This window comes from Shewanella sp. BC20, assembly GCF_003129585.1.
In the GTDB taxonomy this organism is placed as follows: domain Bacteria; phylum Pseudomonadota; class Gammaproteobacteria; order Enterobacterales; family Shewanellaceae; genus Shewanella; species Shewanella seohaensis.
In genome coordinates this window covers 22,061-39,526 of sequence record NZ_NHRI01000007.1, presented here as the reverse complement: position 1 = coordinate 39,526, position 17,466 = coordinate 22,061, and the positions used below count along the sequence as shown (strand labels likewise).

General features: G+C 49.1%; 20 protein-coding genes. 14 read left to right on the top strand and 6 right to left on the bottom strand.

What is annotated here, in order from left to right; all coding sequences use genetic code 11:
- Nucleotides 1–65 precede the first annotated feature (65 nt).
- The 8 genes from CBX96_RS09170 to CBX96_RS09135 all read left to right on the top strand — a co-directional run bounded on the left by CBX96_RS09170 (nucleotide 66) and on the right by CBX96_RS09135 (nucleotide 8,445).
- Nucleotides 66–806, top strand: a complete 741-nt coding sequence (locus CBX96_RS09170; protein WP_109286474.1) for an ABC transporter ATP-binding protein — start codon at nucleotides 66–68, stop codon at nucleotides 804–806.
- 8 nt (nucleotides 807–814) lie between these two features.
- Nucleotides 815–2,119, top strand: coding sequence for an ABC transporter permease (locus CBX96_RS09165; protein ID WP_109286473.1), 1,305 nt, complete (start codon nucleotides 815–817; stop codon nucleotides 2,117–2,119).
- A gap of 11 nt (nucleotides 2,120–2,130) precedes the next feature.
- On the top strand, nucleotides 2,131–3,330 hold the full coding sequence (locus CBX96_RS09160) for an ABC transporter permease (protein ID WP_109286472.1): 1,200 nt from the start codon (nucleotides 2,131–2,133) through the stop codon (nucleotides 3,328–3,330).
- 96 nt (nucleotides 3,331–3,426) lie between these two features.
- Nucleotides 3,427–4,881 (top strand): sigma-54 dependent transcriptional regulator, encoded by a 1,455-nt coding sequence (locus tag CBX96_RS09155; RefSeq protein WP_109286471.1) that lies wholly within the window; start codon nucleotides 3,427–3,429, stop codon nucleotides 4,879–4,881.
- A 41-nt stretch (nucleotides 4,882–4,922) separates the two neighbouring features.
- On the top strand, nucleotides 4,923–6,590 hold the full coding sequence (locus CBX96_RS09150) for a PAS domain-containing sensor histidine kinase (protein WP_109286470.1): 1,668 nt from the start codon (nucleotides 4,923–4,925) through the stop codon (nucleotides 6,588–6,590).
- 232 nt (nucleotides 6,591–6,822) lie between these two features.
- Entirely contained in the window at nucleotides 6,823–7,233 is a 411-nt protein-coding gene (locus tag CBX96_RS09145) for a curli production assembly/transport protein CsgE (RefSeq protein WP_088210324.1), read from the top strand.
- A gap of 10 nt (nucleotides 7,234–7,243) precedes the next feature.
- On the top strand, nucleotides 7,244–7,639 hold the full coding sequence (locus CBX96_RS09140) for a curli assembly protein CsgF (protein WP_088210325.1): 396 nt from the start codon (nucleotides 7,244–7,246) through the stop codon (nucleotides 7,637–7,639).
- Nucleotides 7,639–8,445, top strand: a complete 807-nt coding sequence (locus tag CBX96_RS09135; protein WP_088210326.1) for a CsgG/HfaB family protein — start codon at nucleotides 7,639–7,641, stop codon at nucleotides 8,443–8,445. Before CBX96_RS09140 ends, CBX96_RS09135 begins: the two co-directional genes overlap by 1 nt.
- A gap of 58 nt (nucleotides 8,446–8,503) precedes the next feature.
- On the opposite strand, the gene CBX96_RS09130 is transcribed toward CBX96_RS09135, so the two are convergent.
- Both CBX96_RS09130 and CBX96_RS09125 read right to left on the bottom strand, forming a co-directional pair.
- Nucleotides 8,504–9,112 carry a TetR/AcrR family transcriptional regulator gene (locus CBX96_RS09130; protein ID WP_109286469.1) on the bottom strand — a complete coding sequence of 203 codons (609 nt, stop codon included), beginning with the start codon at nucleotides 9,110–9,112 and terminating at the stop codon, nucleotides 8,504–8,506.
- Between the two features lie 21 nt (nucleotides 9,113–9,133).
- The gene (locus tag CBX96_RS09125; protein ID WP_109286468.1) at nucleotides 9,134–10,558 is read right to left on the bottom strand and encodes a coniferyl aldehyde dehydrogenase; all 1,425 of its coding nucleotides are present in this window, start codon (nucleotides 10,556–10,558) and stop codon (nucleotides 9,134–9,136) included.
- Nucleotides 10,559–10,755: 197 nt separating this feature from the next.
- Between CBX96_RS09125 and CBX96_RS09120 the strand changes: the two genes are divergently transcribed.
- The 3 genes from CBX96_RS09120 (at nucleotide 10,756) to CBX96_RS09110 (ending at nucleotide 12,217) form a co-directional block, all read left to right on the top strand.
- Nucleotides 10,756–11,154, top strand: coding sequence for an STAS/SEC14 domain-containing protein (locus tag CBX96_RS09120; RefSeq protein WP_089067119.1), 399 nt, complete (start codon nucleotides 10,756–10,758; stop codon nucleotides 11,152–11,154).
- Between the two features lie 19 nt (nucleotides 11,155–11,173).
- A complete protein-coding gene (locus tag CBX96_RS09115) occupies nucleotides 11,174–11,605 on the top strand; it encodes a universal stress protein (RefSeq protein ID WP_011621669.1) in 432 nt (143 codons plus the stop codon).
- A 174-nt stretch (nucleotides 11,606–11,779) separates the two neighbouring features.
- Nucleotides 11,780–12,217, top strand: a complete 438-nt coding sequence (locus tag CBX96_RS09110; protein ID WP_109286467.1) for a universal stress protein — start codon at nucleotides 11,780–11,782, stop codon at nucleotides 12,215–12,217.
- 2 nt (nucleotides 12,218–12,219) lie between these two features.
- Here the strand turns inward: CBX96_RS09110 and CBX96_RS09105 are convergent, their stop codons facing one another.
- Together CBX96_RS09105 and CBX96_RS09100 are read right to left on the bottom strand one after the other, a co-directional pair.
- A complete protein-coding gene (locus tag CBX96_RS09105) occupies nucleotides 12,220–13,077 on the bottom strand; it encodes an ABC transporter substrate-binding protein (RefSeq protein ID WP_109286466.1) in 858 nt (285 codons plus the stop codon).
- Nucleotides 13,078–13,200: 123 nt separating this feature from the next.
- The gene (locus tag CBX96_RS09100; RefSeq protein ID WP_109286465.1) at nucleotides 13,201–13,752 is read right to left on the bottom strand and encodes a DUF924 family protein; all 552 of its coding nucleotides are present in this window, start codon (nucleotides 13,750–13,752) and stop codon (nucleotides 13,201–13,203) included.
- Nucleotides 13,753–13,950: 198 nt separating this feature from the next.
- Here CBX96_RS09100 and CBX96_RS09095 point away from each other — a divergent pair, with 198 nt between their 5' ends.
- From CBX96_RS09095 to CBX96_RS09085, 3 genes are all read left to right on the top strand, one after another.
- A complete protein-coding gene (locus CBX96_RS09095) occupies nucleotides 13,951–14,286 on the top strand; it encodes a winged helix-turn-helix domain-containing protein (RefSeq protein ID WP_109286464.1) in 336 nt (111 codons plus the stop codon).
- Entirely contained in the window at nucleotides 14,283–15,758 is a 1,476-nt protein-coding gene (locus tag CBX96_RS09090; RefSeq protein WP_109286463.1) for an FAD-binding oxidoreductase, read from the top strand. Before CBX96_RS09095 ends, CBX96_RS09090 begins: the two co-directional genes overlap by 4 nt.
- Before the next feature lie 96 nt (nucleotides 15,759–15,854).
- Nucleotides 15,855–16,220: a hypothetical protein gene (locus CBX96_RS09085; RefSeq protein WP_181382179.1), complete on the top strand. Its 366-nt coding sequence runs from the start codon at nucleotides 15,855–15,857 to the stop codon at nucleotides 16,218–16,220.
- Here CBX96_RS09085 and CBX96_RS09080 read toward each other — a convergent pair.
- Both CBX96_RS09080 and CBX96_RS09075 read right to left on the bottom strand, forming a co-directional pair.
- Nucleotides 16,217–16,558 (bottom strand): DUF2956 domain-containing protein, encoded by a 342-nt coding sequence (locus CBX96_RS09080; protein ID WP_109286461.1) that lies wholly within the window; start codon nucleotides 16,556–16,558, stop codon nucleotides 16,217–16,219. The genes CBX96_RS09085 and CBX96_RS09080 overlap by 4 nt on opposite strands.
- An 82-nt stretch (nucleotides 16,559–16,640) precedes the next feature.
- The gene (locus CBX96_RS09075) at nucleotides 16,641–17,459 is read right to left on the bottom strand and encodes a heme ABC transporter ATP-binding protein (RefSeq protein WP_109286460.1); all 819 of its coding nucleotides are present in this window, start codon (nucleotides 17,457–17,459) and stop codon (nucleotides 16,641–16,643) included.
- Nucleotides 17,460–17,466: the final 7 nt, after the last annotated feature.

Sequence of the window (17,466 nt, the reverse complement as noted above, 5' to 3'; positions counted from 1 at the left end):
GAAAATACTGGCGCGTTTTATAAGCCGTTTGCGCGCAAAGATAAAAATTAATCAAGGAAATTAAAATGTTATCAATGAAGAATATCAGTAAGGTTTTTAAAACGGACTTAGTGGAAACCCACGCGCTGCGGGATTTCAACCTTGAGGTGAATGAGGGCGAGTTTGTGGCTGTAACTGGCCCTTCGGGATCTGGCAAAACCACCTTCTTAAATATCGCAGGCTTGCTCGAAGGCTTCACCCATGGGGATTATTTTTTAGATGGGATTAATGTCTCCAACCTCAGTGATAACAAGAGTGCTGCCGTACGCAACGAGAAGATTGGCTTTATCTTCCAAGGCTTTAACTTGATCCCCGATCTTAACCTCGCGGAAAACATTGAAGTGCCGCTGCGCTACCGTGGTTTCAGTGCCAAGGAGCGTAAACGCCGTGTGGAGCAAGCATTAGAGCAAGTGGGTTTAGGTGCGAGGATGAAGCATTTACCGACCCAATTATCCGGCGGTCAGCAGCAAAGGGTGGCGATTGCCCGCGCTTTAGCGGGGGAACCCCGTTTTCTGCTCGCCGACGAACCTACGGGTAACCTCGACAGTTTAATGGCCCGCCAAGTGATGGAATTATTAGAGAATATTAACCAATCTGGCACCACGATCATCATGGTGACCCACGATCCTGAACTGGCCCGCCGTGCCCAGCGCAATATTCAAATTGTCGATGGTCAAGTCTGCGACTTTACCATGTATCAACCCAATGCGGCCCGCAGTGCAAGCCACGGCTGTGTCGATAAACTGGTTGCTAACGCCCAAGGCTAGGAGCGGTTATGTTCTTCTATTACTTAGATTTAGCTTGGCGTAGCATCAAAAAAACGCCCATGTTGTCGGCATTGATGATCATGGCGATTTCCATCGGCATTGGCATCACTATCACTACACTCAATATCTATAAAATGATGTCGATTAACCCTGCGGGGGATAAATCCGGTCAATTGTTTGCGGTGCAGTTGTGGAGCCAAGGGCCAGATGCCTGGGATCGCTTCGATCAACAGATCACCTATCAAGACGGGATGAACTTACTCAAGAGTGATATTCCGAGCCTGCAAACCCCCATGTTTCGCACGGGCGGCGCGGTGCAAACCGAAGATCCCGCTTTTTTACCCGTGCTGCAATCTCGGGTTAGGGTAACCAATAATGACTTTTTCCCACTGTTTGGCCTCGAATTCCAATACGGTCAGGCATGGGATGACAGTGTCGATAAAGATGCTCGCTACGAAGTGGTGCTCACCGATGAGCTAAATAAGACGCTGTTTGCGGGCCAAAATAGTGTCGGCAAGACGATTTATTTCAATGCTAAGCCCTATCAGGTGGTGGGAGTGCTTAAGCCTTGGGCACCGAGTCCAAACTATTACGATCTTAACAACGGCGCCTTTGGCAATGTGGATAGCTTGTTTGTGCCCTACAGCTTAGCGCCGATTGAGGAATATGGCAGTTGGGGGAATACCAATGGCTGGAACTATGAAAGCATCAACAACTATGCACAACGTTTAACCTCAGAAAAGCATTGGACGCAATATTGGGTGCAACTGGATACGCCTGATCAAGTGGCTGAGTACCGCCAGTGGGTACGCCAATATATTGAGCAACAAAAGAAATTAGGCCGCTTTAGCTCACCTAAGGCCGATGTACAGTTGTCCGATGTTGACCAATGGTTAGCCATCAATAAAGTGGTGCCTGAGGATAACAAGGTGCTAGTGGGCCTGAGCGCACTTTTCTTAATTGTCTGTTTAGTCAATATGTTAGGTTTATTGCTGTCTAAGTTTTTACGCCGTGCTCCCGAGATCGGTGTGCGCCGCGCCATTGGCGCCAGCCAAGGGCAGATCTTTGCCCAACATATGGTGGAAGTGTCCTTGATGGGATTATTCGGCGGTTTGCTCGGCTTAGCTTGGGCCTGGGGCTCACTGATGCTGCTGACGAAGAAGTTTCAGTTGGAGGCGTCTTTAACTCACCTCGATACCAGTATGTGGTTGATAGCACCTTTGATCGCGATTTTGGCGGCAGTGGTGGCTGGCATCTACCCCGCGTGGCGTGTGTGTACGACTAACCCAAGTGTTTATCTTAAGAGCCAATAATCGGGGGCAATATGTTACATATCAAACCTATTCTTAGCAGTTTATTACGCAGTAAAAGTGGCCCCTTGTTGCTGTTATTACAGATCATTTTATCTGTGGCTATCGTCGCGAATGCCAGCTTTATTATCGCCGAGCGCTTGAATTTAATGGCGCGGGATTCGGGGATTGTTGAAAGCGAAGTCTTCGATTTCAGTATTTATCATTTTGATAAAACAACGGATTTAGTCGCGCAGGATAAACGAGATTTAGAGATCATCCGTGCGATCCCGGGCGTTATCGATGTGGCACCCACCTCTATGGCTCCCCTGAGCGGTGGCGGTTGGTCGAGTAACTTTACGCTGGGGCCTGAGGAGCGCGCTAAATCCACGCCCAATACGGGCATGTATATGAGTGATGAGCATTTCATCAACTCCCTAGGACTGAAGTTAGTCGAAGGACGCAACTTCTATCCCCAGGAGATCACCACAGAGTTGTTGGAAGATGGTGGCAAGATGATCGTCACTAAAGCCTTTGCCGATAAGGTATGGCCGAATGAGACTGCACTCGGCAAGAGCGTATATATGGGCACGCAGCACTTTGTGGTGATTGGGGTGTTGGAGCGCTTACAAACGGCATGGGTAGATAACAAAAACCTAGAGTTTAGCTCAGTGTTGTCGGTGAATTATCCCGCTGACTATAAACGCTATTTAGTGAGAGCTAAGTCGAGCGATATGGCCCGCCTCAAGGAAGTCATTCCCGAGCTGTTGCATAAGGAATATCCGAGCCGCGTGGTCGAAGGTTTTACAACCATGGGCGAGCGCCGTATCGAGGCGTATCGTGACCATGAGTTAATGGCAACCGTATTGACCATGATGGTGGTGTTACTGCTGCTGATCACATCCCTTGGGGTGACAGGCATGGTGATGTTTAATATCCAGCGCCGCACTAAGCAAATTGGCACTCGCCGCGCGTTAGGGGCGAAAAAACGGGATATTATCAGCTACTTCCTCGTAGAGAACTATCTGCTCTGCTTGCTCGGCGGTGGCATTGGTGTGCTGTTAGCGATTCAGCTCGGCCAGCAATTGATGAGTCTCTATAGCCTGCCAATGCTGGAGATAATCTATCCATTGCTGACTGTGGCGGGGCTGTTTGCGGTAACTACCCTTGCGGTGTACTTGCCAGCTCGCAAGGCCGCTAAGATTTCTCCTGCGACAGCCACCCGCAGTGTTTAAATAGGATGAAGGGCATTAAGTGCAATAACATTAGGATGTTATTGCACTTTTTGTTACTTTAAGGTTAATAGTTTTACTCTGGACGCACATGCTTACATGGACACTATTCTGATTGTCGACGATAACCATGCCATCTGTCAGGCCTTAGGCTTAATGCTGGAGATCAATGGTTATCAGGTGTTGACTTGTCATACGCCCGAAGATGCCCTTAGCCTAATGGCAACCCAAGATGTTGATTTGGTTATCCAAGATATGAACTTCACCCGCGATACCACCTCGGGTGAAGAAGGGCGACAGCTATTTTATGCCCTGCGTGAGCGTCAGCAAGATCTGCCGATCATCCTGATGACGGCGTGGACCCAGCTAGAAACTGCGGTCGAGTTAGTTAAAGCGGGCGCCGCCGATTATATGGGCAAACCGTGGGATGATGCTAAGTTACTCAACAGTATCACTAATTTAATTGCGTTACATAAACTTGCCCGTGCAAACCAGCAGCTCGAACGGGTGAATTCCCAGCGTCAGGTGGCGATCGCCGATGCGGATCTCTGCGGAATCGTGTTTGGCAGTGGCGCTATGCAGCGCTGTATCGACTTAGCCTTACAACTGGCGCGCTCCGATGTGTCAGTGTTGATAACCGGCCCCAATGGTGCGGGTAAAGACAAGCTTGCCGATATTATTCACGCCAATTCCCCTTTAAAAAACAAACCTTTTATCAAGGTAAATGTGGGCGCCTTGCCGATGGAGTTACTCGAAGCTGAACTCTTTGGTGCCGAGGCGGGGGCTTTTACCGGCGCCAATAAGGCGCGTATTGGCCGCTTTGAGGCGGCCGATGGCGGCACGCTGTTTTTGGACGAAATTGGCAATTTACCTCTGTCGGGCCAAGTGAAATTGCTGCGGGTATTACAAACCGGGGAATTCGAGCGCTTAGGCAGCCATAAAACCTTAAAGGTGAAGGTGAGGGTGATCAGTGCGACTAACGCCGATCTGGCCCAAGATATTGCCGAAGGGCGTTTCCGTGAGGACTTATTCTATCGTTTGAATGTGATTGAATTGGCCTTACCGCCGCTGAATCAACGCATTGACGATATCTTGCCCTTAGTGAAGCATTTTGTCGGCGAGGGTTTTAGCCTGAGTAAACCAGCGCAGCAAGCCCTATTGCAGCACCGCTGGCCGGGCAATGTGCGCGAGTTGGAAAACGCCTGCAAACGTGCGGCGCTGTTGGCCAAAAGCCGAGTGTTAACCGAAGTCGATTTTGGTTTACCGCCCGCGTATGCCCACCATCAAACTAGCCACCAAACGAGTCATCATGCTAGCCATATGAGTGTCGCGCCCCTTGGGCAGACTCGGCCCTTAGTCTCGCCACTTGAACCGCAATCCATGGCGAATCCGCCGATTGAGCAAGAGAGCAATGAGGCGACGGATGTGAGCCGAGAGCAGATTGAAATGGCCTTAAGGCAACACAAGGGCGTGATTGCGCGCGTGGCGAAATCCTTAGGGTTGAGTCGCCAAGCCTTATATCGCCGTATGGACAAGTTTGGCTTAGAGAAGTAACGATTGGCAGCATAATGGGTGGAGATTAGGCGGGAATTAACGTGCTACTGCGAACAAAATTAATCATTTATTCAACAGCTTGTTGTGCTTTGGGTGTGTTACTCACCCTAGGCGCCATGAGTTATCGCTCGTCAGTTTTCTCTCTTGTGGAGGATGCTCCCCATACGTTGCCCGATATTACCGTGCCAGAGCTGGATTTGGCGCAGCTCGAAGATGCAGTGGCTGCAATCGAATCGACGATTAAGGATACTGAGCAATTTCAAAAGGCACTCTCATTGCAGGAGCGCTTGAAGACAGAGCAAATCAAACACGAGTTGCAAAAGTTAGAGCAGCTAAAGCAAGAGCAAGTGCAGATTAAGCTCTATAAACTCGATCGTTTGAAGGACGGGCTTTTTAGTCCCGCCCCCCATCCTATTGAGGCGCCACCTATGGTTGCGCCGGTTGAACCTGTGATCCCCGCCGAATTTAGCCTGTCGGAACACACTCAGTCGATGCCAGCAGTATTTGACATGCTGCTGATATTGCTGCTGGCCTGTGGTAGCTGCGCGCTTGGGGTTGCTTGGTTTACTCGCCATTTAGCTCGCAGTCTCAATGCCTTAGAGGTTGGTTTACTCAACTTTAACGACAATGACTTTAGCGTGAGCATTCCGGCAAATGGTGAGGGGCAGCTGAAAGCATTGGCGGAATTATTCAATGATTCGGCGGCTAAGCTGCGCCAAGAGCGGCAATATATTTACCAGCGGGAACTGCTGCTGGATAAGGTGATTCAAAGTTCTCCGAATGTGATGCTGCTATTTAACGATCACCAAAAACTCATGTATGCCAACGATGCGGCGCGGCATCTTTTTCATATCAAAGGCAAGATGGAAGGCTTAAGCCTCGATGAGCTGCTGCAAGACTTACCCGAAGCGCTTGCCTTGGCCCTTAAGCAAGAAAAGAGCGGCCTGTTTACCATGGGTGAGGATGATACTGAGACTTGGTATCTGAGCCGTGGCCAGTTTTTACTGAATAACCAACAGCATAACTTAATCTTGCTCAAGCAAATGACCCGAGAACTCAATCGTCAGGAAGTGGCGGTATGGAAGAAGGTGATCCGCATTATCAGCCATGAGTTGAATAATTCTGTCGCGCCCATCGCCTCCATGGTGAACTCGGGGCGTTTACTGACGAAAGATCTCGATAATCCCAAGCTTAAGCTGATATTCGATACCATAGAGAGTCGAACGAATCACTTGAGCCAGTTTATTTTCAATTATGCGCGCTTTGCTAAACTGCCTTTACCGCAGCGACGTGACGTGCCGTGGCAGCAGCTTATCGAACATTTAACCCAACATTATCCTTTTACCTTAGCCAATGAGTTACCCGCTGAGATGGGCTATTTCGACCAAGGGCAAATGGAGCAGGTCCTGCTGAATTTATTGAAAAATGCCCATGAATCAGGTTCCAATCCCGATGAAGTCTCGCTCTCGATTCGCCACCAAACCATGGTGGATGGGGCGGGCTTTAGTATCAAAATCGAGGATCGCGGCAGCGGTATGTCCGAGGAAGTGTTAGAGCAAGCCCTATTGCCCTTTTACTCGACTAAACAATCGGGCACGGGTTTAGGTCTGCCCCTTTGCCGCGAAATTATCGAAGCCCACGATGGCAGCATTAGCATGCATAATCGCAGCGACGGCGGCCTATCGGTACATTTGTGGCTGCCGCAATAAACCGCGTTCAAGTGTGTATCAAGAGGTTTCACTCCTCAGCCGAATGTATTACCCAAATGGGCTATTTTGCGGTTTTTACCTTAGCTTTTCGGGCTAATTTGCCCCTCCCTCTAATGACGACAGATCGGCTGTCCTGTTACCCTGCGTAAGCGAAAATGTTGGCTAAGGGCTTGTCCTTGGTTCGGCTTTGGATATCGCGCAATGGGTGGCTTTCATCAACAGGGAGAGGAAAGTGAGATCGTTAAAAAAGCGGTTATTCGTCTGCATCTTGTGTCCCTTGCTGTTTGTCAGTTCCCCCAGTGTTTTGGCCGATGATGACATTGAAATCAGTGGATTAGTCATAGACAGAACCTTAACCCGTTTTGGTAAGGATTTTGGCTTTTACTATTCAAGTTATTGGCGCGAATTGCCCTTTACCCAAGGCTTTAACGTGACCCTGTATGAAACCGTGTTTCCGCAGGCGGGCACGGTTTTAACCTTGGAGGTCAACGGTACGCGCATCTATACCACGCACTTTGGTCGCCGCGCCAATCCGATTAAGGAAAGCGCAGAGCAGGCCATATTGCTGACCATTGATTACTTAGCTCAGGTTCGAGCTAATGCCATTACGGGTGATTTTTCAGGAACAACGGACGACTTTTAGGATAATAATAATGACTTACAGGACGTTACTTTCTCTTGCCGTGCTCTGCATGGCATGCACAAGCCAAGCAACCGAATTAATCTATACCCCTGTGAATCCCAGCTTTGGCGGTAATCCGCTCAATGGCGCCTTTCTGCTGAATAAAGCGCAGGCTCAAAACGATAACAAAGCTAGCTCGACCGAGAAGGACTTTGTTACCCGCTTTAAGGAATCCTTAGAACGTAACATCATCAACTCTATCACCCGTGGCGTGGCCGATGGGGAAATCACCGATGGCGTGTACGATACCGGTGATTTTCGTATTGAAGTGGCTTCTACTGGCACAGGGGTGATGCTGACCATCACTAATATCGAAACCGGTGAAGTGACAGTGATTGAAATGCCAACCTTCGGAGGCGGAAACTAATGACTCGTTTCATCTTTATCGCCCTGATGCTGCTGAGTATGTCTGCCTGTAGCTTGATCCCAAAGCCTGACTTAAATATCACGCCCGCACAGGTGAATCCCGTGAGTGAGGTGATGAAGGGATTACAGAGTCAGCCTGGGCCTAAGTTTCCTATCCCTGTGGCCGTGTATTCATTTCGCGACCAAACGGGCCAGTATAAGCCTCAGGCGAACGTGAGTTCCTTCTCCACGGCGGTCACGCAAGGAGCAACCTCTATGTTGATGCAAACCTTGCTCGACTCGAAATGGTTTACCCCCGTTGAGCGTGAGGGCCTGCAAAACCTACTGACCGAGCGCAAAATCAGCAACAAACAAAATGGCACCAAGGGCGATGATATTCCGGTGTTATCGACGGCGAGATTGCTATTAGAAGGTGGCATTATCAGCTACGAGACCAACACCAGCACCGGCGGCACAGGAGTGGAATACTATGGCATCGGCGCCTCGGAAATGTACCGTGAGGATTTAGTCACTATCTATCTGCGCGCGGTCGATGTGCACACGGGTAAAGTGATGATGTCTGTATCTACGAGTAAAAGGGTACTTTCGCAGGAAATGCGTGCAGGCCTGTTCCGCTATACCAGTTTGAATCGTTTGGCCGAGGCTGAAGTCGGTTTTACCACTAACGAACCCGTGCAATTTTGCGTGCTGCAAGCCATCGAACTCGCGGTCGCCGAGTTGATTGATAAGGGCATTAAGCAAGGTTATTGGAGTCAGGCTCAGGTGACACAACCCGCAGAAAGACAGCAGGAGTTGAGCCAAGGTTAATTCCCATTGCGATAACAAGCACCGAGCCAGCGACATGTCTGGCTCGGTTTTTTTATGGTTAATCGGCCTGTAACGCCTTCCAAAACAGCGCAAAGCTGGCATCGCGGTAATGCTTATCTTTGCCTAATTCTGGACTATCGATAAAAAAGCGCGTGGCGGCCAAGTATTGGCCGTGACAGTTTTCAAGCATCAAATCAACGGGATAGTGAGCTATCAATCCCATCAGTTGTCCCTGTTTTATCAATTGCGCGATAAACCCTAAGATGCTGTTCATCGCCTGCTCGCGAATATGCACTGCTATCTGCGGCGACATAGAATACTGCTGGAAAAACAATTGTTTGACTGGATTTTCAATCGACCAATCGATCGCACTCTGCCAAAGCGTTTCGGCATTGTGTTTAAGATCTTGCCCGTCACCGACCTTTAACAACAAGGCATCGGCAAATTCTTGCTTGATGGTAAGAAACAGGCTTTCCATCAGTGCTTCCTTGGTCGGAAAATGATGGAACAGAGTGCCCGTGGCGACGCCCGCCTGCTTGGCTATCGATGCGGTCGAGGTGCCATGAAATCCTTGGTCGACAAATAAGCGTAAGGCGGTCTCCAAAATGGCCTGACGTTTATCTGTCATGGGTTTAGTGTCTGTATCTGTTGGTAATAAGCTCGGCATAACCCCTCCTAAGCGCCCGTATTAGCGTAAAAACAGCTTCATCAACATGCGTTGGATAAAAGTACCATAGGGAGGGTGGACAAACTTACCCGTGTTGAAGCGACCTCGGCTGAGCACGGTTTTAGCGTGACTAAAGGTGAGGAATCCTTCCTTGCCGTGGTAATGCCCCATCCCCGATGGACCTATACCGCCAAAGGGGGCATCATCGGCCGCCACATGGAACACGGTTTCGTTGATGCACACACCGCCGGAATGAGTTTGCTTGAGGATTTTTTGTTGGCTCGCTTCATCAAAGCTCATCACATACAGGGCTAAGGGGCGAGCACGATGGTTCACGTAGCTAATGGCCTCATCTAGGCTGTCATAACCAATCACTGGCAGCAGTGGGCCGAAGATTTCCTCTTGCATCAGTAGCATATCTTCAGTGGTGTCGGTAATGAGCTGAGTAGCGAGTTTACGATGCTGGCTATCAATCACGTCATTCGAGGCGGGGATCACCTTAGCCCCTTTAGCCTTGGCATCCTCAAGCACGGTTAACAGGCGCTCAAACTGGCGGGCGTTAATGATGCTGCCGTAATCTTTATTGTGGGTAATGGCGCCATACATGGCCTGGAATTTCGTCTGATAGGCTTGGATAAACTCTGCCACTTTCGCCTTAGGACAAAGCACATAGTCAGGGGCTACACAGATTTGTCCAGCATTCAAACACTTACCATAAATCATTCGTTCTACTGCTATCTCAAGTGGCATATCGGGGGCGATAATCACTGGCGACTTACCGCCAAGCTCGAGAGTCACAGGTGTGAGATTATTGGCGGCGGCACGCATCACATGGCGACCGACTGTGGTTGAACCGGTGAACAGCAGATGATCGAAGGGCAGGGCTGAAAACTGCGCCGCGACATCGGCTTCCCCTTCGACCACGGCAACATGGGATTCTTCAAACACTTCGGCAAGCAATTGCTTAATGACGCTATTGGTCGCTGGGGTGAATTCCGAGAGTTTGAGCATGGCATGGTTGCCTGCGGCGATGGCCGTGACTAAGGGGCCGATGGAGAGCATGACGGGGAAGTTCCAAGGCACGATTATCCCAATAACCCCAAGTGGTTGATAATGCACTTTCACTTGGGCTGGGGCGAGTAAGAGACCCGCATGACGGCGGCTTGGCTTGAGCCATTTCTTCAGGTTTTTCAGGCTGTAATTGATGTTATTGACCACGGGCATAATGTCGGAAATCAAGCTGTCGTCGACCGATCTGTGGCCATAGTCCTGTGACAGCGCCTCGACGAGCGGCTGTTGGAATTTCAGCAAGGCGGCTTTAAGGCGGATTAAGCGTTCTTTACGGATAGCGTAATCGGGATTAGGTGCGGCCAAGTAACTTGCACGTTGGCGTTGGAGTAACTCGGTGAGTGGCGAGATTTTTGCTGGGTCTGTTGCCATATTCATAGTGATTCCTCGGATGCAAGTCTTGAGCTGATGACGTGATTTGTGGTGGATAAAAACAAACCGACTGATTAGTCGGTTTATCCTAGCGAACAGCGTGAGCATTCGCAAGTGTTCTGGTGTATTTATGAGCAAGATCACGGCCCGAAGTGGGCTTAACTTCTACACTGAAATAGTAGTTTGTTAAACAAGGAGTGGGTATGACTTTGTTAAAGCATGGTATTTCAGTTGGCATTGAGCGTTATGGTGACGATGATTTTTTTGTTGCCTTTAAAGCGATTGGCACCTTAACCCATCATGACTATGAGGTGATGGTGCCCGTGCTCGAAGCCGCGTTAGCTGGGGTAAAAGATCCTGATATTTATGCCTTAGTCGATGTTACTGAGCTCGATGGTTGGGAACTTCAAGCCGCTTGGGACGATCTAAAACTAGGGGTTAAGCATGTTCGCCACTTTGAGCGGATTGCCATTGTCGGTAAAACGACTTTACAGGAAGTCATGGCGAAGCTGGCAAACTGGTTTACTCCTGCTGAGGTTAAGTTTTTTGTCGATAAGCTGGATGCTATTACTTGGCTCAAAGATGAGCTTCACGATGACTAGCCATTAAGGAGAACAGATTATGCGTTCAGGTCAAATACTCTGGCCCACCGATTTTTCGGAAACTGCGGCCCATGCGCTACGTTATGCTATTGAAATGGCAAATCTATACCATGTAGGGCTAAAGATTTTACACGTTGTAGAGCAACCCTTGGGTGACGAAAACTATATGATCTTAGCGATCACGCCAGAAGAGCTCGCTAAGAGTATGGAAGAAGCCGCCGCAACTAAGATGCAGGCTTTACTCGAGGGCCTTAAAACCGAATTACCTATCACGACCTTAATTCGCCGTGGCGATCCCGTCGATCAGATCCTCGAAGAGGCGAATGGCAAAGACGTGGGCATGGTAGTGATTGCCAGCCATGGCAGGACGGGGATCTCGCACTTTTTACATACCAATGTCGCCGAGGCCGTTGCCAATGGCGCCGCATGCCCCGTACTGGTAGTAAAATAACGTTTAACAGAGGTACAAGAGGGCGCTAAGGCGCCCTTTGTTTTTGATTGCTAAAGCATAATTAATTTTACGCCCTAGCTGCTTGTGCCGATTTACTGCTATAAAATACAGATTATCAGCAATGCGATTTGCCCCCAATATTGGGCGAAACAACAATCAGCGATGGATAAGATTATGCGTACTCAAGAAGTGTTATGCCCGACGGACTTTTCGGCGACAGCCGCCCATGCTCTTAAATATGCGGTTGAAATGGCGAATCTTTATCAGGTGGATATCCGCTTGCTACATGTCGTTAGCCCCGCACGAAGCGCCCATTTTTACGGTGTAGCCGTGGAGACTCCAGCGGCATTGGAGCAAAAGCTGGCGGAATTTGTCGATGAAAAAATGCAGAGCCTACAGCTGGAGATGCAGCAAGGATTAAAGTCTGGCCTTAATATCAAATGCATTGTTCGCCACGGCGATGCGAGCGAAGAAATCCTCGCTGAAGCAGCCGATGTAGGTATGGTGGTTCTCGCCAGTCACGGTAGTAGCGGCTTGGCTGACTTTTTAAAACCCCATGTGAGCCAAGATGTAGTGAGACTGGCAAAATGCCCAGTATTAGTAGTTAAGTAAAACTAGAGGGGATCATGCTTTAACACTGTGTGGTCTAGCAGGGTATTTGAGGCCTCGGCATCGTTGTCGAGGGACACGAAACGTCGATATTTTTCCTGTAGCGCGTTGATGGTTCCATCCTCGGTGATCTGCTTCAATCCCAGATTAAAGTCATCCCGAATTTGTTCATTTAAAAAGGCAAATTTATATTCCGTTGGCGGGAAAATACGATTGCAAATAGCCACTTGCTTGATTTCCGCCTCGGTCAATTTCCCCTCGATAAATGCCTGCTTGAGATAGTATTTAAAAATGTTCTTATCCATCACTACCACATCGGCCCTGTGTTTCATCAACATATAGACCTGTTGTATTTGCCTCGCCTGTTCTTGATAACCGCTGTTGGCTTTTGCCATCAGGCTAAATTCCTCGCCGAGCAACACTGAGGCCCGTTGGAAGGCGACCACCTTTTTATTGGCAAGGTCTTGAACACTGTTGATAGCAAACCTATGTTCATCGAGGCTGATGGCACAGTTTTGATAGCGGATAGCAACATCGGAGTAGAATACGTTATCCACCATGCCTTCTTTGATGTTGATAATGCCGTCGAGATTGCCCTTTCGAAGCTCATGAAAGGTACGCGCCAAGGGGAAATAATGGATACTGGCATTGTGCCCTTTAACGGCGAGGGCTTTGTAGAGTAATTCAAGCTCTAAGCCACTATTGGTCTCTTGAATCACATAGGGAGGGATTGACACACTGACCCCTATTTTGAGTTCATCGGCTTTGCTTGTAAGGGGATGAAATAGGGCGATTAGCCCCATTAGCGGGTAGCGAATATGGCAAAATTTAGCGTAAGCCGAAGCAAGGTTAACCTGTCTCATCACTCATCAATACCTCTTAGTGAGTCACCAACCAGTTTTGGCCGCTCCATGACCTACTGCAATAAGTGTAGTTTGCTAATTTATAGTCTTGTTTAATTTATTTAGCAAAGGCGCAACTAGCCCTTAGAAAGAGGACCCCGGCTGGGTTAAAAAGGCGAGTTCATCGGCGGTGGATTCTCTGCCTAATATCTTGTTTCGATGGGGATAACGGCCAAATCTGTCAATGATGGCTTTGTGCCTAAGCTCAAATTCTAAATTGGCGATTGCCGCCTCTCGATTAAATAACTTTTCGGCGACCTGATGAATGACGGCCGACTCGCTATGCATGTAAGGCATAAATAAAAAGGGCACCTGTTTTGGTTTAAGTGCTTGGTCAACCTGTTGGGCGACGGCCTCTTGGGCAAGGACGAGCGCGATAGTATCGGCCTCAAAGGCGGCGGGTGTGTCGCGATAGATATTTCGGGAGAATTGATCCAGCACTATGATTTCGGCTAACCGTCCCTGAGGGGTGACGCGCCAATCGGCAAGCTCGCCCCGTTTTGCTTGTTTAAGCAATTCTTCAAAACGGGATTGGATAAGGGCGTCAAACTCACGGTCTTTTATCCACCAAGATTTAGGTGAGATTTCCTCAAACCAGAAATGCAGCACTTGCTCCGCAGTAATAATGTGGCTCATCGCTTGCTCCCATCGATTGACTCCTTTTAGAAATAACAGCGATGGGGGGATAAACACAAGTCAATGATGCAAAATTGTTCAATATTGGCGGGTGTAGCGCTGTAAACTCTGCCTAATAATTTGCGCTGAGGCTATTTCTTATTCACTGAATATCAAGTAGTTTTATTGTCTCTTGGTTAATTTTTGGATCGTTCCGTTATGCCCCTAGAAGTTGCAGCCACTCAATCGATGTCGAAACAGCATAAGGCATTTTTGCGTAAGCTATATTTAGCGCATTTAATGGATGATGAACGACATAACCTTTTATCACTCAATAAGTTAACTGGAATGCCGCGGCGCACGCTGCAGGATTCTATCGCCGCATTTGAAGATATTGGCATTCGAGTCGAGTTTGTGCAGGACGGCAGTCGTAACAATGCGGGTTATTATCGTATTCTTACCTGGGGACCGATCAGCAGCGCCTGGGTTGATACCCATGTCGATGAAATTGCGGCAATTATCGGTGTTAATGCCTCGAGTGAAACCTTGGCGTGAAAGAGCGCGGATTTTGGTTCGACACTGAACCTAAGTTAACTCAACGAGCCATTTTACCGCCCTTAGAGCAGGATATCAGTGTCGATGTTGCCATTATCGGTGCGGGGTATTCCGGGCTTTGGACGGCCTATTATCTAAAACAATACCAGCCAAATCTGTCAGTGGTTATCTTTGAGGCCGAATGCATAGGCCAAGGTGCATCCGGTCGAAATGGCGGTTGGTTGATGGGCAGTTTTAGTGGCGATGTCGCCTATCTCAATCGGCTCGAGGGCGAGCAGCGCCTTAGCGCTAAAGCCATTATTCAAGCAACTATTTCTGAAGTGGCTACAGTTTGCACCAAGCATCATATCGACTGTGATTTACACCACGGCGGTAACTTGCGGGTGGCGGCGCGTTATCCCGAGCAATTAGCCAATATTAAAGCCGAATTAGCGCAGTGGCGCGCAGAAGGTTTTGGCGAAGAAGATATTCGTTGGCTGGATAAGGCCGAACTCAATAAGCAAGTATCTATGGCCGAGGGCCAAACGGCACTTTTTACTCCCCATTGCGCGCGAATACATCCGGCGAAACTCGTCTGTGGTTTGGCTGATCTGGTGCAACGCTTAGGGGTGAAGATCTACGAGCACACCCCAGTAAATCACATGGCGCATCTTGGTGATGCACAAACCCTATTGCAAACACCAAAGGGACGAGTTCGTGCGACGATTGTGGTGCCCGCAGTGGAAGGTTATTTGCGTCAGCTCAGTGGACTTGGGCGATTTACCTTACCTGTGCAGAGTTTACTTATCGCCACCGAGCCGTTAACGGATGCCACATGGGATGCAATTGGCCTAGCCAATCGCGCGACCTTTAGTGATGCCAGCCGCATAGTGACTTATGGCCAGCGTAGCCCTGATAATCGGCTGATATTTGGTGCCCGTGGCGGCTATGGCTTTGGTGCGAAAATACGCACAGAATTTGGTTTTGACCCTAAACTTTTTAACGGGAAATTTCTTGTAAATCAAAGCCTACCTCAGCGTGCCTTCGAGGGTGAATTTGGTTTCCGTTATCAATTATTATTGGCGTTATTTCCTCAACTTAAGGGCGTGCAAATTACCCATGGTTGGGGCGGTACGTTGGCTTTGGCGAGGCGTTTTGCTCCCCATGCCATTTTTGATAAGAGCCTGGGTTTAGGCCTGATTGGCGGTTATGGCGGGGAAGGTGTCGGGGCGGCAAACCTATTTGCCCGCACGCTGGTGGACTTGATATTAGGGCGTGATACACAGCTTGCGTCTATGCCTTGGGCGTTTAATGCTCCAGTACAACAGGTATTAGCACCTTGGGAGCGCGAGCCTTTACCTTGGCTCGCATACCATGGCATGAATAAGATTTTTGCGTGGGAAGATAGGCTCTACAGTCAGCCAAAGAGTGCGGCTTGGCAAAAAGGTTTAGCTAAGCGGCTCGCGAATCGATTAGAAGGCTTAATGAGTTAATCTACTTATAAACCAGAGAGTTAATCAGGCCATTACCGATTCATCTTTTTAATAAACGATTTATTCATACACGATAACTACTTTGATGATCCGATTATGTTAGCCGAACAGTTTTTTCTAGAGGGCCGCTTTAAGCTGGAGACCATTCCCCATGAAATGCGTATGTCCCATTGGGTATATGCGCCGAGATTAACCGACACGCAAAGCGGGCAAGCGCTGCTCGACCTTGTCGGCCAATGCTGGGATTGTCAGTCTGCCATTGAGCGTGATAATACGCTTTGTCTAACACTCGATGGCTACCCCGACAGAGCCAACTGGCTCGAGTTGGCCTTTTTACCCGAGACGGGGCGAGTCCAGCTAAAGGCTGGCAATATCAATGCTAAGGCGCTAATGGCACAAGCGTTTTTGCCTCAGGAGCTGACTAGCTACCTTGATACCTTACGCGCGAATATCCTCAGTTAAAGGAAGATATAAGCCCCAAAGCCCAGCCAACTGAGGAGTAACAAGGCGATAGCTGCCCAAGCAACAGCAGTTAATTGAGTCTGCGGCAGCGAAAAATCTTCGCCGTCATCCATCTCGTCGGCCGCGCTCGCTTGTTGGTTTCTGGCCCTTAGTTGTTGTTTTCTTATTTTATCGCGCTCACGGGCCTTGGCTTTTTGGCGTTTTTTGTATTCGGCAATGCCTTTTTCAATCCCCTGCGCGATAAGCTTAGTCTGTTCCTTCGTTTGCCCCGGTTTTTGCGTGGCTTTGGCAATGCTTAAGGCGTCTTGCTGCGTCTCTGTGGAAATAGTGGTTTTCATCTGCTCAATGTACTAGCGATATCGATTGGCACGATTATACCCTCAACTTTAAGTGAAAAAGCTTAGCGAGTTCGATTTCGGATTAAAAAATCAATGGATAGCCGCCCTGTGGTGCAGGAATAAATTCAGGTTCATAATTCCATACTTGCCGAATTATCTCGGCCGATAAAGCTTCCTTTGCCGAGTCATCACTGACGATTTCCCCCTGCTTGAGGACGATAACTCTATCGCTGTAACGGGCGGCCTGATTGAGATCGTGTAGTACCACAATCACAGTGTAGGCGTGTTTGTGAGCGAGATTTTTTGCCAGTGCTAATACCTTATGTTGCTGCGCCAGATCCAGTGCCGAGGTGGGTTCATCGAGGAGTAAAATCGGCGGGAAGGGAGATTGGCTCAACTGAGTTAATACCCGCGCCAGTTGCACCCTTTGTTTTTCGCCGCCCGAAAGGGTGGGGTAGCTACGCTGTGCTAAGTGCAATATCTCCACCTCAGTGAGCCATTTGTTCACGAGATTCTGTCCCGCCTGTTGGCTCAGCGTGAGGGGATACAAGCCCATGGCGACCACTTCATTCACCTTAAAGGGAAAGGTTAAACTCGCGTGCTGTGGTAACACCGCGAGCGATTTTGCCAGCTCAGCCCTTGGCCAATCGACGAGCGGGCAGTACCCAAGTCGGATGCTGCCGCGCGCGGCGGGGATCTCTTGGCACAGTGCCTTTAACAGTGTGGACTTACCCGCGCCATTCGGCCCTAACAGCGCGGTGACACTGCCCGGTTGAAATTGCACACTAATGTCCTTCAACACAGCCTTATCGCCAATAGCGTAGCTGAGTCTATCTACGCTTAATTGAGTGCGTTCAAAATGTTGTTTAGCGACGGGCGCAGCCGATAAGCTCATAGCCATGGAGTTC

What these genes read in the sequence shown, in the direction of transcription:
- CBX96_RS09170 (WP_109286474.1), top strand. Translation starts at nt 66, where the DNA reads ATGTTATCAATGAAGAATATCAGTAAGGTTTTTAAAACGGACTTAGTG.
- CBX96_RS09165 (WP_109286473.1), top strand. Translation starts at nt 815, where the DNA reads ATGTTCTTCTATTACTTAGATTTAGCTTGGCGTAGCATCAAAAAAACG.
- CBX96_RS09160 (WP_109286472.1), top strand. Translation starts at nt 2,131, where the DNA reads ATGTTACATATCAAACCTATTCTTAGCAGTTTATTACGCAGTAAAAGT.
- CBX96_RS09155 (WP_109286471.1), top strand. Translation starts at nt 3,427, where the DNA reads ATGGACACTATTCTGATTGTCGACGATAACCATGCCATCTGTCAGGCC.
- CBX96_RS09140 (WP_088210325.1), top strand. Translation starts at nt 7,244, where the DNA reads ATGACTTACAGGACGTTACTTTCTCTTGCCGTGCTCTGCATGGCATGC.
- CBX96_RS09135 (WP_088210326.1), top strand. Translation starts at nt 7,639, where the DNA reads ATGACTCGTTTCATCTTTATCGCCCTGATGCTGCTGAGTATGTCTGCC.
- CBX96_RS09130 (WP_109286469.1), bottom strand. Translation starts at nt 9,112, where the DNA reads ATGCCGAGCTTATTACCAACAGATACAGACACTAAACCCATGACAGAT.
- CBX96_RS09125 (WP_109286468.1), bottom strand. Translation starts at nt 10,558, where the DNA reads ATGAATATGGCAACAGACCCAGCAAAAATCTCGCCACTCACCGAGTTA.
- CBX96_RS09120 (WP_089067119.1), top strand. Translation starts at nt 10,756, where the DNA reads ATGACTTTGTTAAAGCATGGTATTTCAGTTGGCATTGAGCGTTATGGT.
- CBX96_RS09115 (WP_011621669.1), top strand. Translation starts at nt 11,174, where the DNA reads ATGCGTTCAGGTCAAATACTCTGGCCCACCGATTTTTCGGAAACTGCG.
- CBX96_RS09110 (WP_109286467.1), top strand. Translation starts at nt 11,780, where the DNA reads ATGCGTACTCAAGAAGTGTTATGCCCGACGGACTTTTCGGCGACAGCC.
- CBX96_RS09105 (WP_109286466.1), bottom strand. Translation starts at nt 13,077, where the DNA reads ATGAGACAGGTTAACCTTGCTTCGGCTTACGCTAAATTTTGCCATATT.
- CBX96_RS09100 (WP_109286465.1), bottom strand. Translation starts at nt 13,752, where the DNA reads ATGAGCCACATTATTACTGCGGAGCAAGTGCTGCATTTCTGGTTTGAG.
- CBX96_RS09095 (WP_109286464.1), top strand. Translation starts at nt 13,951, where the DNA reads ATGCCCCTAGAAGTTGCAGCCACTCAATCGATGTCGAAACAGCATAAG.
- CBX96_RS09085 (WP_181382179.1), top strand. Translation starts at nt 15,855, where the DNA reads ATGTTAGCCGAACAGTTTTTTCTAGAGGGCCGCTTTAAGCTGGAGACC.
- CBX96_RS09080 (WP_109286461.1), bottom strand. Translation starts at nt 16,558, where the DNA reads ATGAAAACCACTATTTCCACAGAGACGCAGCAAGACGCCTTAAGCATT.
- CBX96_RS09075 (WP_109286460.1), bottom strand. Translation starts at nt 17,459, where the DNA reads ATGGCTATGAGCTTATCGGCTGCGCCCGTCGCTAAACAACATTTTGAA.